The organism is Pseudomonas bharatica CSV86, assembly GCF_000319305.2.
GTDB classification, from domain to species: domain Bacteria; phylum Pseudomonadota; class Gammaproteobacteria; order Pseudomonadales; family Pseudomonadaceae; genus Aquipseudomonas; species Aquipseudomonas bharatica.
On record NZ_AMWJ02000001.1, the window covers coordinates 2707532 to 2722510 of the forward strand.

Here is a 14979-nt window from a genome sequence, read left to right on the forward strand (position 1 = left end):
GGCGCCTTCGGGCGCGCCGGGGAGCCTGAAGTCCGGTCTACCAACCTGCGTACGGTCGCCACCCAATCGTTTGGTAGCGATTGCGTGTCGGTTCCCTTTCTCTTCAGGAACACTACGCAATGAAAAAGATCGTTCCAGACCCACCCGCCCCACCTCGCCGCAAAACCGCCAGCATCCACTTCGGCACCTGCGCCGGCGCCCATCCCCATATATTCGCCGTATGCCCGGATGCTGACATAGAAGACGCCCTGGCCCACCTCTCGGCTGCAATCACCTCCGCTTTCGAATCCAACGCCCAACTCTGCGAAATGCTCTCCCGCCCATTGGCGGACAAGGCATGGGCTACCTGGCAATCGCTGGAAATCTGCCAGGCACTGACCGAGGCGTTGCGCCAAGGAGTGGCCGGTCCGCAAGTCGAAAGCTAAGAGACTCATCGCTCGACGGGCCGCCCATGCGGCCCTACAAGTCCATGCTCGATGGCAACTGCGCGTGAGGGCGCCTTAAGGCGCGCCGGGGTTTCTCTGTGGACCGGTCCGTCAACCCGCGTGCAGTTGCCACCCTCCTTCCCCGCCGTACCTACTGGAGAGATACAGGTTGGTCGCTGCTGATCCGGTGAAAGAATGAATTTCGCCGAGGCGAAACTAACAAGCATATGGCCTCTCGACATCATGGTTCCCGCACTGCGACACTACGGCCTGCTTCAGTCATGCCCTCGCAAAGGAACTGCGTCATGGAAAGCACTCCCGTCCTCAAGACAGCCCGCCTGCTGCTCACCCCGCTCCAACTGAGCGACGCCCCTGCCATCCAGGAGCTGTTCCCCATTGGGAGGTCGTCCGTTACCTCGACAGCCGAGTGCCTTGGCCCTACCCCGACGATGGCGCGCTGACCTACGTGCGCGATATCGCCCTTCCCGCGATTGCCGCTGGGCGTGAATGGCACTGGATGATCTGCCTTGCTTCGGATCCACAACAGAAGATCGGCAGCATCTCCCTCTACGACGAGCCTGGAAACAACCGGGGCTTCTGGCTATCGCCGCGATGGCAGGGTCAGGGGTATATGCGGGAGGCTTGTGAGGTGATCAATGCTTATTGGTTTGAAACTTTGGGCAGACCGGTGATGCAGGTGCCAAAGGCTGTGGAGAATGATGCTTCACGACGTGTTTCGCTTCATGAAGGCATGCGACTGGTGGCGATCCAGGAAGGACAATTTGTATCTGGCTCGACGCTTAAGGAAATATGGCAGATGACCAGAGATGACTGGGCCCTACATCCTCGAACACTTGAATGATCAAATTTCACATCAACGAACCTAAGCCCCGAGCACGCGTGATACATGCCCATAGAAACCAATCCAGAACATTACAGCCTACTGAAGAGCTGCGCCGAGAAAAATGACTTCACACGCTGGAACGAATTTGTTGAGACCACCAATAGCATCGTCAGGCTCCGCAACGGAGACTTTTCTTCATGGACGCTGATCGGTGCAAGCTTCTATACGCCCAACGGGGACTATATGGACTTGCACAACGCCAACTTCGAAGGAGCTTCCATTCAAGGGGCAAACTTCAGAAACGCCAGAATGTATGGCGCGAACTTCACCCACTCCACAGTTGAGCTATCGTCCTTCACAAGTGCAGAATTGATTAAAGTTTCATTTCATGGAGCAAAAATCCTGATGACTGACTTCAATCATGCCAACCTGCAGCAATCCACACTTGAAGACGCAATAATTCAAACAGTAAACATGCACGAGACAATTTTGTATCGTGCCAACCTCAGGGGTACACGATTTGACGGGAGCCCACCACTACCTACTGGATTTCTCAAAAACAGCAGCCTATGCGGGGCAAAGCTAACTCAAGCACACTTTAACAGTTCCACCATTTTCGAAAATTACAACGTTTCTACAGAGACCGACTTCCGCACTATCAGTTTCGAGTCCGCAAACTATTCTCAAGGGCTTCGTCACACATTACGCTACTGCAACCGACGCCATAACTGGAGCGATTGGTATGAGGGCAAAAGCCGACTACTAAGAACGCTGACAAAGTTCTTTTGGTCTCTATCAAACTATGGATTTTCGCCCAGTCGCGTGCTGGCGTCCTTCGTGTTATCAACGCTGGCCTTTGCATATGTCTACATGCTTTTTCCCAATCTAATCAAAGGCATGGAGCCACACAGCCTGATGGACAGCTTATATTTTTCGGTCGTTACAATGACGACCTTGGGATTCGGAGATATGAGTGCGCAGAATCACTGGATCGCGCAACTGCTCGTCATCACTCAGGTTCTATTTGGTTATTTCCTGCTTGGCTCACTGATCACTATGCTTTCCGAACTTTTCTATTCTGACGGCCCCCCCAAGGACTGGTCAGCCACCCCCGCTCCGTGGGCTCGATGGTGGCGCATTTCAAGCCTCAGGATTTGAGCTAAACGCTTCCACAGGAGTAGCTATAGGTTCATGCAACCTCCACAGCTACTCCTGTGAGCGCAGTTTTGGGAGGAAGCGTTGCACCCTCACCACCCCCCCACCACCGAATCCGCCCTTGGCTCCGCCCCACCCCACAACACCCCACTCCCCCCATCCCGCAAAATAATCTGCCCCCGCCCATACTCCGTAGAATCACTAACCACCACCACCTCATGCCCCCGTCTGATCAGCGAGTTGATCAAATCCCGAGAAGCCCCCTGCTCCACCCCAACCTTCATCCCCCCAACCACTGCCACCTCGGCGCATCCAGCGCAGCCTGGGGATTCAGCCCGAAATCCACCATATTCATCACCATCTGCACATGCCCTTGCGGCTGCATATACCCACCCATCACGCCAAACGGTCCGAGCGCTTCCCCGTTCTTGGTCAGGAACCCCGGAATGATCGTGTGGAAGGTTTTCTTCCCGGAAGAAGACAGTTGGCATGCGACGGATCCAGACTGAACTCCTGCCCCCGGTTCTGCAGCGCGATGCCGCTGTGCGGCAGCACCACCCCCGAGCCGAAGCCGTGGTAGTTGCTCTGGATGAACGAGACCATGTTTCCTTCGCCGTCCGCCGTGGCCAGGTACACCGTGCCGCTGGCCAGCGGGTCGCCATGCAGCGGCGGTTGCGCCTGTTCGCCGATCTGCGCCCGGCGCCGCGTCGCGTATTGGTCACTGAGCAAGTCCGCTACCGCCACCCGCATATGCTGCGGGTCGGTGATGTAGTGCAGCCCGTCGCTGTAGGCCAGCTTCATCGCTTCCAGCTGGCGGTGCCAGGTCAGTTGGCTGTCGCGGTGGTCGAAGTCGAAGCCTTCCAGGATCTTCAGTGCCATCAAGGCCACCAGCCCTTGCCCGCTAGGCGGGATTTCCCAGACGTCCACCCCGCGGTAGTTGATCGAGATCGGATCGACCCATTGCGCCCGATACCCTTCCAGATCACGGGCCCGCAGGTACCCGCCAGTAGCCCGTGAGTGCGCATCCAGCCGCTCGGCAATAGCACCTCGGTAGAAACTCTCGCACCGGGTCGCGGCCAGCTCTTCCAAGGTCTCGGCCTGCGTCGGGTTGGTGAACATCTCCCCCGCCCTGGGCGCCCGCCCGTCAATCAGGAATGTATCGAACCAGGCCTGCAACACCCCATCCCGATGCGGCGAGAACTCCTTCGATGCAATCGCCCACTGATGCGCCACCACCGGCGAGACCGGAAAGCCCTCCCGCGCCAGGCTGATCGCCGGTTGCAGCAGGTCGGCGAAGGGCAGCCGTCCGAAGCGTTCCGACAGTACGGCCCAGGCCGAGGGACAGCCGGGTACCGTCACTGGCGTCCAGCCATACAACGGCATTGCCGAATGCCCGGCCGCCTTGACCGCCTCCACCGACAACGCCGCCGGCGCCTGCCCGTTGCCATTGAGCCCATGCAATTGCCCCTTGACCCACACCAGCGCGAACGCATCCCCGCCAATGCCGCACCCGGTGGGCTCCACCACCGTCAGCGCCGCCGCCGTGGCAATGGCGGCATCGATGGCGTTGCCACCCTTTTGCATGATCTCGATCCCGGCCTGCGCGGCCAGCGGCTGGGAGGCGGCGACCATCCCACGCCGGGCGAATACGCTCTGGCGCTGGGACGGATAGGGATATTCGTGGGCAGACAGTTTCAACATGGCTTGGCTCTCTTCATATTCAGGAACGGGTGGGCCACAGACTCAGAGCACACGGCTGAGAAAGGCCCGGGTACGCGGGTGGCTCGGGTGGTTGAAGATCTGTTCCGGCGGGCCCTGTTCGATCAGTTCGCCCTGGTCGAGCACCACCACGCGGTCGGCGACCTCCTTGGCGAAGCCCATTTCATGGGTGACCACCACCATGGTCATGCCCTCCTCGGCCAGTTCCTTCATTACTTGCAGCACCTCGCCAACGATCTCCGGATCGAGGGCGCTGGTGGGTTCGTCGAACAGCATGGCCTGCGGCTTCATGGCCAGGGCGCGGGCGATGGCGACCCGTTGTTGCTGGCCGCCGGAGAGCATCGACGGGTAGTGCCCGCCCTTGTCCGCGAGGCCGACCCGGGCGAGGAGTTTCTTCGCCTGTTCCAGCGCTTCGGCCTTGGACACACCGAGCACCTGCACCGGCGCTTCGATGATGTTTTCCAGCGCGGTCATGTGCGGGAACAGGTTGAAGCGCTGGAAGACCATGCCAATATCCCGGCGCTGGCGGGCGATATTGCGTTCGGAGTCGCGTACAAGGCTGCCATCCGGGCGCTCGCGGTAGCCCATGGCGTGGCCGTTGACGCGGATGCGCCCGCCCTGGATGTCTTCCAACAGGTTGATGCAGCGGATGAAGGTGGTCTTGCCCGAGCCCGAAGCGCCAATCAGCACCACCACTTCGCCGCGCTTCACTTGCAGGGATACGCCCTTGAGGATCTGCAAGGCACCGAAGGACTTATGGATGTCCAGCGCCTCGATCACCAGTTCTTCGCTTTTCTGCGCCATGGCTCAGCGTCCTCTCAGCAGTTTCAGGGTGCCGCGGCCGAACATGCGGCTGGCGGCCGGGGGCGGCGCGCTGGGCCGGTCGGACTGGCCGAAGCGGTTTTCCAGCCAGCGCTGGAAGAAGCCCCACAGGGTGGTGAGCAACAGGAAGTAGATGGCGACCACCAGGTACAGCTCGAACACGCGGAAGGTCGCCGAGGTGACCATCTGCGTGCTGAGCAGCAGCTCCTGCACGCCGATCACGCTGACCAGGGTGGTGTTCTTGAGCATCACGTTGAATTCGTTGCCGATCGGCGGAACGATCACGCGGAAGGCCTGGGGCAGCACGATGCGACGCATCAGCTTGCCGAAGGTCATGCCCAGGGAACGCCCGGCTTCATATTGCCCCTTGTCCACGGCGCCGATGCCGGCGCGGATGATCTCGGCCATGTAGGCGCCTTCGTTGAGGCCCAGGGCGATGATCGCCGCCTGGATATTGCCGGGGACGACCAGGCCGAACAGCGCGATGTCCTCGAAGCGGAAGATCCCGCCCGCCGCCAGCGCGGTGTAGAGAAAGACGATCTGCACCAGCAGCGGCGTACCGCGCATCAGCCACACATAGAAGCGCACCGGCCATTGCAGCAGCGGGTTGCTCGACAGGCGCATCAACGCTGCGGCCAGCCCCAGGGCGCAACCCAGGGCCATGGCCAGCACGGCGATCAGGCAGGTCAGCCACAGCCCGGTGAGGTACACCCCACTGGGCTGCAGCAGGTATTGCCAGAACACATCCCAATTGAAGTTCATGCCCGCTGTTCCTCAGTCGAGTGTGTCGCTGCTGACGTGCCAGGCGCCCAGCAATTTCGCGTAGCTGCCGTCGGCGCGCATGTCGTCGATGATCTGCTGTACCGCTGCGGTGAGTTGCGGGTCGTCCTTGCGCATGCCCAGGCCGGTAAGGATGCGGCTGAACGCAGGTACGCCTTCTTCGAACAGGTCCGGGGCCATGGCGGCGTAGTAGCCGGCGGTTTCCACCGTGGTGCCGTAGGCGTCGACCTGGCGGATGCGCAGGGCCTGGAAGGCGTCGGTATCGGTGTTGTACACCACCACTTTCATCGGCGCCTTGCCGGCCTTGGCCAGGGTGTCGTTATGGGCGTCGAGCAGGGTCTTGATGGTGGAGCCGTTGAGCACGGCGACCTTGTGCCCGGAGAGGTCGTCGAGGGTCTTCAGCCCCTTGGGATTGCCCTTGGGCACCACCACCGCCTGGCTGGAATACATGTAGTTGACGATATCGATCACCTGGCGCCGTTCGGGCTTGTCGAACAGTTGGTCGACGATCATGTCGCACTGCCCGGCCAGCAGCGCCGGGACCAGACCGGAGAACGGAATCACCCGCCATTGCACGTCCTTGTTGCCGAGGCGCTTGGCGATTTCCAGGCCGAGGTCGACGGTCAGCCCGCGGGGCTTTTGCGCGGCGTCGAAGGACACCAGGGGCGGCGAATCCATCCCCGAGCAATAGGTGAGTTTTTCGACCGTCTTCAGGCGCTCCGGCACCTGGGGCGCGGCGGCGGCCCATTGCGTGCTCAGACCGAGGGAAACAGCCACCAGCAAGGCGCGGCGTAGATGCATGACCAGACACTCCACTTCGTTGGAAAACGGCAGGATTCAAAGTCAACACACGGACGGGTTCGGGCCCGCCTCTATTTTTCCGATTGCAGGAACTGGATCAGCGCCGGAACGGTACCCTCGATATGCTCGCGGACCACGGCTTCGGCCTTGTCGGCATCGCCAGCGCGAATGGCATCGAGGATCACCGCGTGCTCCTCGCGGGCGCTGAGGGGCTTTTCGCCGTGCTGCAGCCACAGGCGCATGGGCGCCTCGACCAGCGAGTACAGCGCGGAAATCTGTTTCATCAGGCGCGGCCGGCCGCTGAAGCTGCACAGGTACTCGTGGAAGGCGCGGTGCCGGCGGACCCACTGGGCGCTTTCGTCGCGGTAGTCGTCCATCTCGTCGAGCATGCGCTCCAGGGCCGCCAACTGGCGTTCGCCGATATGGGCCACGGCCACGCGCACGGCCAGGCCTTCAAGGGCGCTGCGCATTTCGAAGACTTCGTGCAGTTCCTCGATATCCAGGCCGCTGACCACGGCGCCGCGGTTGGGGCGCAGGGTCACCAGGCCCTGGGCGTCAAGGCGGCGGAAGGCCTCGCGCACCGGCATGCGGCTCATGCCGATCTCGCTGGCGATGTCTTCGGCGATCAGGCGGTGACCCTTGCGGTAGCGGCCGCAGCAGATGGCTTCGAGGAGGAAGTTGTAGGCCTCTTCCTCGGCGGTCTGCGGCTGACGGTCAACGTAGGCAGGGGCGAATTGCATGGGGCTCACCTTTGTATTTTTGTATCCAATTATCTATGGATACGAAAAAGCAGGATGTGTGCCAGGTTGTTCGAATGAGGGGTAAGGGGTTGATTTGGATGGGGATGGCAGACATCAAGGGGACATGCGGGTCGGGGAACAGTGCTACCTAATAGCTCAGTATGTGCCCCGGAATCGTGCATTCCGGTAGCCCGGTAACAAACTCACTTCAGCGGTGCCCTTGAGGCCATCGCTGGCAAGCCAGCTCCCACAGGGATCGCGTGCACCGCTGAACCTGTGGGAGCTGGCTTGCCAGCGATGATGCCCCCGCAAACAACAAAAATCCTTGCCTGACTACCCGATACACCTGCCCCACAAGGGCTACGCTCAACTCAGCCAATACCCGGCATTCAACCCGGTTTTTCACATTCGACCAATGAACTATCTGGTTAATTAGCTAGCTAAGCGTATAATCGCCACCGCATTCACACAGCGAGATACCCGGCATGACCCCTCAACCTCAGGCCTCCGGCCTAAGCAAATTCATCCTGATCGGGCTGGGCGTGATCATCGCCCTGCTCGGCCTGGCCCTGGCGGCGGGCGGTGTTCGCCTGACTACCCTGGGTGGCAGTTGGTACTTCCTGATCGGCGGTGCGGCCATGGCCGTGGCCGGCATCCTCATTGCCCTGCGCAAGCCGGCCGGTGCCTGGCTGTTCGGCGCGTTCCTGGTGGCCACGGCGATCTGGGCGCTGGTCGATACCGACCGCAGCTTCTGGCCGATGTTCTCCCGCCTGTTCATGTTCAGCGTCATCGGCCTGGTGGTCGCGCTGGTGTACCCGATGCTCAAGCGCGCCAGCGGTTCGAGCGGCGGTCGCGGTGCCTACGCTGTCGCCGGCGTACTGGCCATTGGCGTGGTATGGGCCGTGGCTAACATGTTCGTTGCCCACCCGACCGTAGCAGCCAAGGGCGATGGCCCGGCACTGACCCCGGTGGATCCGGCCAAGGCGCAGAAGGACTGGGCGCACTATGGCAACACCGAGGGTGGCAGCCGCTTCGCCGCGCTGGACCAGATCAACCGCGGCAACATTGACAAGCTCAAGGTGGCCTGGACCTACCGCACCGGCGATATCGCCATCAGCGACGGCAATGGTGCCGAGGACCAACTGACCCCGTTGCAGATCGGCAACAAGGTGTTCATCTGCACCCCGCACAACAACCTGATCGCTCTCGATGCCGATAGCGGCAAGGAGCTGTGGCGCAACGATATCAACGCCCAGTCCAAGGTCTGGCAGCGTTGCCGTGGCCTGGCCTACTTCGATGCAAGCCAGCCGATCGTGCAGCCGACCCAGCCGAACAGCATCCCGGTGATCGCGGCCAGCGTGCCGGCAGGTGCCGCCTGCGAACGTCGCCTGCTGACCAACACCATCGACGGCCGCCTGATCGCGGTGGACGCCGATACCGGCGCCTTCTGCGAAGGCTTCGGCAACAACGGCCAGGTCGATCTGAAGGCCGGCCTGGGCGATGTCCCGGACTCCTACTACCAGCTGTCCTCGGCACCGCTGATGGCCGGGACCACCGTGGTGGTCGGCGGACGTGTCGCGGATAACGTGCAGACCGACATGCCCGGCGGCGTGATCCGCGGCTTCGACGTGATCACCGGCGCCATGCGCTGGGCCTTCGACCCGGGCAACCCGGAGGACAAGCAGGCCCCGGCCGACGGCAAGACGTACGTGCGCAGCACGCCCAACAGCTGGGCACCGATGTCCTACGACGCGGCGATGAACACCGTGTTCCTGCCGATGGGCAGCTCGTCCACCGACCTCTATGGTGCCGAACGCACCCAGTTGAACCACAAGTACGGCGCCTCCGTGGTCGCCCTCGACGCCAGCACCGGTGCCGAGAAGTGGGTCTACCAGACCGTGCACAACGACCTCTGGGACTTCGACCTGCCGATGCAGCCGAGCCTGATCGACTTCACCAAGGACGACGGCAGCCAGGTTCCGGCCGTGGTCATCGGCACCAAGGCCGGGCAGATCTACGTGCTCGACCGCGCCACTGGCCAGCCGCTGACCAAGGTCGAGGAAGTCCCGGTGAAAACCGCCGACATTCCTGGCGAGCAGTACTCGAAAACCCAACCGCGCTCCGTGGGCATGCCGCAAATCGGCGCGCAGACCCTGACCGAGTCGGACATGTGGGGCGCCACCCCGTATGACCAACTGCTGTGCCGCATCGACTTCAAGAAGATGCGCTACGACGGCCTGTACACCGCGCCGGGTACCGACCTGTCGCTGAGCTTCCCGGGCTCGCTGGGCGGCATGAACTGGGGCAGCCTGTCGACCGACCCGGTCAATGGCTTGATCTTCGTCAACGACATGCGCCTGGGCCTGTGGATCCAGATGATCCCGTCGGCCAACAAGGGCCAGGCGGCGGGCGGCGGTGAAGCGTTGAACACCGGCATGGGCGCGGTACCGCTGAAAGGCACGCCCTATGCGGTGAACAAGAACCGCTTCCTGTCGGTTGCCGGCATTCCGTGCCAGGCCCCGCCCTACGGCACCCTGACCGCCATCGACATGAAGACTCGCCAGGTTGCCTGGCAAGTACCGGTCGGCACCGTCGAGGACACTGGCCCGCTGGGTATCCGCATGCACCTGCCACTGCCGATCGGCCTGCCGACCCTTGGCGGCACCCTGTCGACCCAGGGCGGCCTGGTGTTCATCGCCGGCACCCAGGACTTCTACCTGCGCGCCTTCGATAGCGGCAACGGCAAGGAAATCTGGAAAGCCCGCCTGCCCGTCGGCAGCCAGGGTGGCCCGATGACCTATGTGTCGCCGAAAACCGGCAAGCAGTACGTGGTCATCACCGCTGGCGGCGCACGCCAGTCCACCGACCGCGGCGACTACGTGATCGCCTACGCCCTGCCTTGACCCTCTCCAGCGCCCGCCCTCGCGGCGGGCGCTCGCGTTATCCCGGAACTACCGATATGTCTTCTTCCCCGCGTTACCTTCCCGTCGCTCTGCTGGGCGCTTGCCTGCTGCCCTCGTTCGCCTTCGCCGATTCGACCCTGACCGGCGACTGGGGCGGCCTGCGCAGCCAGATGGACGCCGACGGCATCCGCTTTACCGGCGACTACAGCGGCGAGAGCGTCTACAACACCCACGGCGGCCTCAAGCGTTCGGCGCGCTACTCGCAGAACCTCAAGCTCGGCGTGCGTTTCGACCTGGACAAGCTGCTCCAGGCCGACAATGCCGGCGTGGTGCAACTGACCATCAACGATCGCCGCGGCAACGACGGCTCCGGCGACCTGGTCGGCAACCGCCTGCCGCTGCAGGAAAACTACGGTGGCCTGTACACCCGCCTGACCGAACTGAGCTACGAACGCACCCTGTTCACCCCGGACCTGGACGTCAAGCTCGGCTACATGGCCATGGGCAATGACCTCGGCGGGCTCGACAGCGGCATCCTGTGCAACTTCATGAACGCCGGCTTCTGCGGGCATCCGCTTAACATGTCCGGCGGCAGCGGCTGGACCAACTACCCCAATGCGCGCCTTGGCGTGCGGGTGAAGTACAGCTTCGATCCGGCCTGGCAACTGCGCGTCGCGGCCTTTGCCGTAGACCCGGAAAGCAACGGCAACTCCAGCCGCGCCTGGAACATCACGCCCAAGCACAAGACCGGCACCGTGGTGCCGGTGGAGCTGGTGTACAAGAAGCTCGACGGCCTGCCGGGCGAGTACAAGGTCGGCTGGTACTACGACAGCTCCGATGCCAAGCGTATCGGCAGCAACGAGGAAGTCGCCGGGCGTGGCGGGCACTACGTGCTGCTGGACCAGGCGGTATGGCAGGCATCCGACCTCAAGGGCCAGACCCTGCATGTGTTCGGCCAGGCCGCCGCAGCCAGCTCGGCGGCGTCGCCGTTCAGCAAGTGGTACAGCACCGGCGTGGTGCTCAAGCAGCCGTTCGCCAGCCGGCCGAACGATACCCTGGCGCTTGGCTTCGGCCGGGCCGTGCCGAACCCGCGCAGCCGCGAGGTTCAGGAGCAGAATGCGCTGGCCAATGGTGAAGACTTCCCGAACCTGGGCAATGCCGAGCGCCTGATCGAGCTGAGCTATGGCTACCAGGCGACGCCCTGGCTGACCTTGCGCCCGGATGTGCAATACATCATGGAGCCGGGGGCGTTCTCCGGCGCTGATATCGATAACGCGCTGGTGGTGGGCTTGCAGGTGAAGGCAGCCCTATAACCCGTGATCTTGCCGATGGCCCGCGATGAGGCCATCGGCAGCATCCTCGCCGCACCGAGCCGCCTGCCCGGCCCGATCGTCTACAGTTGCCTGAAGCCCACGCCCCGCGAGCCCTCATGGCAATCCACAAACTGGCCCGAACCCATCCGCGCCTTTCCGCCGCTGCCGTCCTCGGTGTGCTCGGCGGCCTGCTCCTTCCTGCCGGCGACACGATCCAGCACATCCTCGCCGGATGGAACATCGCCGTATGGATCTACCTTGCCCTGATCCTGCAACTGACCTTCAAGGCCGGCGCCGACAAGGTCCGACGCATCGCCGAGGAAGAGGACGAGAACGCCGCGCTGGTGCTCTTCGTGGTCAGCATCGCCGCCGTTGCCAGCTTGGCCGCGGTAACCCTGCAACTGGCCGGCAGCAAGGACCTGCAAGGCCAGGCGCGGCTGCTGCACTACGCCTGGACCGGCTTGACCGTGGCCGGCTCCTGGCTGTTGATCGGTACAATCTTCAGCCTGCATTACGCGCGGCTGTTCTATACCGGCGCCGGCAAGGAGCCGCTGCTGCGCTTTCCCGACGGCGAGCTGCGGCCCGACTTCTGGGATTTCCACTACTTCTCGTTCACCATCAGCGTGGCCGTGCAGACCTCCGACGTGGGCATTGGCGGCAAGCGCATGCGCCGGGTGGTGCTCCTGCACTCGCTGATCGGCTTCCTGTTCAACACGGCGATCCTCGGTTTCACCGTGAACATCGCCGCCGGCCTGTTGAGCTGAAGCCCGGCGCTTGCCGCCGGTCGGAAAACATGGATCCACTGTGCGTCGACATTACGTCGCGCAACCCGGCAAACCGCGCCGCGAGTGGCGAAAAAAACGTTTGCGCAAATCCCCGGGGCGACCAGGGAATGTGACCACCGTCATGGAACGGTAAAAAGCATCGGGAATTATTGCTTTTCACCCAAAGCAATACTGCTATGGTTAGCCTCTGGCCGGAAAAGGCCTACAACTTTGGTCGAATTCATTCAGGGTTATCGTCGCGCGATACAAGGAGGCCTGCATGAACAAGTTAACCTTCCCCGGCGCGTGCCAGATGATGCGCTGGCATTTTCACCCGCTGGGCTTCGAAGCGAGCATGGATGCGCCGCGCAGCATGGTCGCGCGGTTGTTCGACCGGGCCACCGGTGAAACCCTGCTGGCCATCGCCGGCATCCCCTGCTCCACCGTCATGGCCGCTCACGATGTCGAGCGGATCATCGAAGCGGTGGAAGACGAACTGGAAGCCTTCCAGCCGTCCTGCGCCCTCAAGCGCTCGGCCTGATTCCCCGCATCAGGCCTCAGGCCCCTGCCCGGGCCACCCGCATCTTCTCTATGTTCTTGAGAAAAGCCTCGGCCGGCATCGGCTGGCCGAGCAGGTAACCCTGCAGCGAATCGCAGCCCAGGCGGGTGAGGAAATCCTGCTGGCGGTCGGTTTCCACCCCTTCGGCAACGATGCGCAGGCCCAGTGCCTGGCCCAGGGCGACGATCGCCGAAACGATCGCCGCGTCGTCGCTGTCCTGCTCCAGGTCGCGGACGAAGCCGCGGTCGATCTTCAGTTCGTTGGCCGGCAGGCGCTTGAGGTACATCAGGCTCGAATAGCCGGTGCCGAAGTCGTCGATGGACAGATCCACCCCCATGTCCGACAGGCGTTGCAGCACATGCAGGCTGGCATCGGCATCGTGCATGGCGGTGGTTTCGGTGATTTCCAGGGTCAGGCTGTTGGGCGCCAGTTCATTGCGCTGCAGCGCAGCGGCAACGCTGTCCACCAGCCCGGCGTGGCAGAACTGGATGGCCGACAGGTTGACCGCGATGCGCCAGTCGGTGAAGCCCTGGTCGATCCACTCGCGCATCTGCCGGCACGCTTCCTCCAGCACCCACTCGCCGATGGGAATGATCAGGCCGGTCTTTTCCGCCAGGGTGATGAAGCGGTCCGGCAACAGCAGGCCGTGCAGCGGATGCTCCCAGCGCACCAGGGCCTCGGCGCCGACCGGGTGGCGGCCGATGGCGTCGTACTTGGGCTGGTAGAACAGGCGGAACTGCTTTTCCTCCACCGCCGTGCGCAGGTCCTGAAGCAACTGCAGTTGCAGGCGCGCGTTGCTGTTCATCGACACGTCGAAGAAGCTGTAGCCATTCTTCCCGGCGCTCTTGGCGTGGTACATGGCCGCGTCGGCGTTGCGCAGCAATTCGTGCTGGTCGGCGCCGTTGCCGGGATACAGGACGATGCCGATGCTCGCCGAGATCTGCAGGTTCTGCTCGGCCACGCGGAACGCCCGGGACACCAGGTTGACCTGCTTGGCGGCCACGTTGACGGCGTCGTCCGGGTCGTCCAGTTCCACCAGCAGGACGAACTCGTCACCGCCGATCCGCGCCAGGGTGTCCTGGCTGTGCAGGTGGCCACGCAAGCGCACGGCCACTTCCTTGAGCAACTGGTCGCCGGTGTGATGGCCAAAGGCGTCGTTGACCGGCTTGAAGCCGTCCAGGTCGATGAACATCAGGGCGAACTGGCCCCCATGCTCGACGACCTTCTTCATGGCCTGGTCGATGCGGTCGGCCAGCAAGGTGCGGTTGGGCAATCCGGTGAGGGTATCGTGCAGGGCCAGTTGGGTCAGTTCCTGGTTGGCCAGGGTCAGGGAGCGCGCAAGCTCCGCGGTGCGGGCTTCCAGGCGCGCGTCGAGCACCGAGGTGAGCAGCGCCACCGACAGCACGGCAAGGGTGGTGATCAGCACCAGGTAGTCCAGCCCGTCGCCATTGAAGCCGGTTTCGAAGGCGCCGCAGAAACTGCCTTCGGGGAAATTGGCCGCGGCCATGCCGGTGTAGTGCATGCCGACGATGGCAATTCCCATCACTACCGCCGCGCCGCCACGTACCTGACGCACGTACGGGGTGTTGCGGCGCAGGCGGAAGGCGATCCACAGCGCCGCCATCGATGCGCCAACCGCAATCAGCAGGGACAGGCCGAACAGCAGCGGGTCGTACTGGATGCCCGGCTGCATGCGCATCGCCGCCATGCCGGTGTAGTGCATGCAGGCGATACCGGCGCCCATGATCAAGGCGCCCAGCAGAAGCATGTGCAGCGGCAGGCTGCGCTGGCTGACCAGCCACAGGGCGAAGCCCGAGGACAGGACGGCGATGACCAGCGACAGCAAGGTCAGGGTGACGTCGTAGCCCAGCTGGATCGGCAGGCTGAAGGCGAGCATGCCGATGAAGTGCATCGACCAGACGCCCATCCCCATGGCCATGGCACCACCAGCCATCCACAGGTAAACCGAACGGCCCTTGGCGGTAGCCAGGCGTCCGGTCAGATCCAGGGCGGTATAGGACGCCAGGATCGCCACGCACAGGGAAATGACAACCAGGGAGGGGGAATAACTGCCGTTCAGCATCGAGCAATCCAGGACGGAAAAAAAGCGCGGGCAATGTGCCAGCGCAAAAATCCGATGATTGTACTCAAGCT

At 62.9% G+C, this 14979-nt stretch carries 11 protein-coding genes and 2 pseudogenes; 7 read left to right on the forward strand and 6 right to left on the reverse strand.

Going from position 1 to position 14979, the window contains the following annotated elements; all coding sequences use genetic code 11:
• The first annotated feature begins 119 nt into the window (after positions 1-119).
• The 3 genes and pseudogenes from CSV86_RS12125 to CSV86_RS12135 all read left to right on the forward strand — a co-directional run bounded on the left by CSV86_RS12125 (position 120) and on the right by CSV86_RS12135 (position 2427).
• A complete protein-coding gene (locus CSV86_RS12125) occupies positions 120-425 on the forward strand; it encodes a hypothetical protein (protein WP_009400311.1) in 306 nt (101 codons plus the stop codon).
• Between the two features lie 305 nt (positions 426-730).
• Positions 731-1287, forward strand: a pseudogene (locus CSV86_RS12130) (GNAT family N-acetyltransferase).
• 45 nt (positions 1288-1332) lie between these two features.
• Positions 1333-2427: a pentapeptide repeat-containing protein gene (locus CSV86_RS12135; RefSeq protein ID WP_170394618.1), complete on the forward strand. Its 1095-nt coding sequence runs from the start codon at positions 1333-1335 to the stop codon at positions 2425-2427.
• A gap of 89 nt (positions 2428-2516) precedes the next feature.
• Here CSV86_RS12135 and CSV86_RS12140 read toward each other — a convergent pair.
• The 5 genes and pseudogenes from CSV86_RS12140 to CSV86_RS12160 all read right to left on the reverse strand — a co-directional run bounded on the left by CSV86_RS12140 (position 2517) and on the right by CSV86_RS12160 (position 7286).
• Positions 2517-4125, reverse strand: a pseudogene (locus CSV86_RS12140) (gamma-glutamyltransferase family protein).
• A 42-nt stretch (positions 4126-4167) separates the two neighbouring features.
• The gene (locus tag CSV86_RS12145) at positions 4168-4947 is read right to left on the reverse strand and encodes an amino acid ABC transporter ATP-binding protein (protein WP_009400315.1); all 780 of its coding nucleotides are present in this window, start codon (positions 4945-4947) and stop codon (positions 4168-4170) included.
• 3 nt (positions 4948-4950) lie between these two features.
• The gene (locus CSV86_RS12150) at positions 4951-5727 is read right to left on the reverse strand and encodes an amino acid ABC transporter permease (protein WP_009400316.1); all 777 of its coding nucleotides are present in this window, start codon (positions 5725-5727) and stop codon (positions 4951-4953) included.
• A gap of 12 nt (positions 5728-5739) precedes the next feature.
• Entirely contained in the window at positions 5740-6546 is an 807-nt protein-coding gene (locus CSV86_RS12155; protein WP_009400317.1) for an ABC transporter substrate-binding protein, read from the reverse strand.
• A gap of 71 nt (positions 6547-6617) precedes the next feature.
• Complete coding sequence (locus CSV86_RS12160; protein WP_009400318.1) at positions 6618-7286, reverse strand: GntR family transcriptional regulator; 669 nt, start codon at positions 7284-7286, stop codon at positions 6618-6620.
• 485 nt (positions 7287-7771) lie between these two features.
• On the opposite strand from CSV86_RS12160, the gene CSV86_RS12165 reads away from it, so the two are divergent.
• From CSV86_RS12165 to CSV86_RS12180, 4 genes are all read left to right on the forward strand, one after another.
• Positions 7772-10189, forward strand: coding sequence for a glucose/quinate/shikimate family membrane-bound PQQ-dependent dehydrogenase (locus CSV86_RS12165; RefSeq protein WP_009400319.1), 2418 nt, complete (start codon positions 7772-7774; stop codon positions 10187-10189).
• Between the two features lie 56 nt (positions 10190-10245).
• Positions 10246-11502: a carbohydrate porin gene (locus CSV86_RS12170; protein ID WP_009400320.1), complete on the forward strand. Its 1257-nt coding sequence runs from the start codon at positions 10246-10248 to the stop codon at positions 11500-11502.
• Positions 11503-11618: 116 nt separating this feature from the next.
• Positions 11619-12266, forward strand: coding sequence for a DUF1345 domain-containing protein (locus CSV86_RS12175; RefSeq protein ID WP_009400321.1), 648 nt, complete (start codon positions 11619-11621; stop codon positions 12264-12266).
• Positions 12267-12546: 280 nt separating this feature from the next.
• Entirely contained in the window at positions 12547-12807 is a 261-nt protein-coding gene (locus CSV86_RS12180) for a DUF1652 domain-containing protein (RefSeq protein ID WP_009400322.1), read from the forward strand.
• A gap of 16 nt (positions 12808-12823) precedes the next feature.
• Here CSV86_RS12180 and CSV86_RS12185 read toward each other — a convergent pair whose 3' ends face one another.
• On the reverse strand, positions 12824-14908 hold the full coding sequence (locus CSV86_RS12185; protein ID WP_009400323.1) for a putative bifunctional diguanylate cyclase/phosphodiesterase: 2085 nt from the start codon (positions 14906-14908) through the stop codon (positions 12824-12826).
• Positions 14909-14979 lie beyond the last annotated feature (71 nt).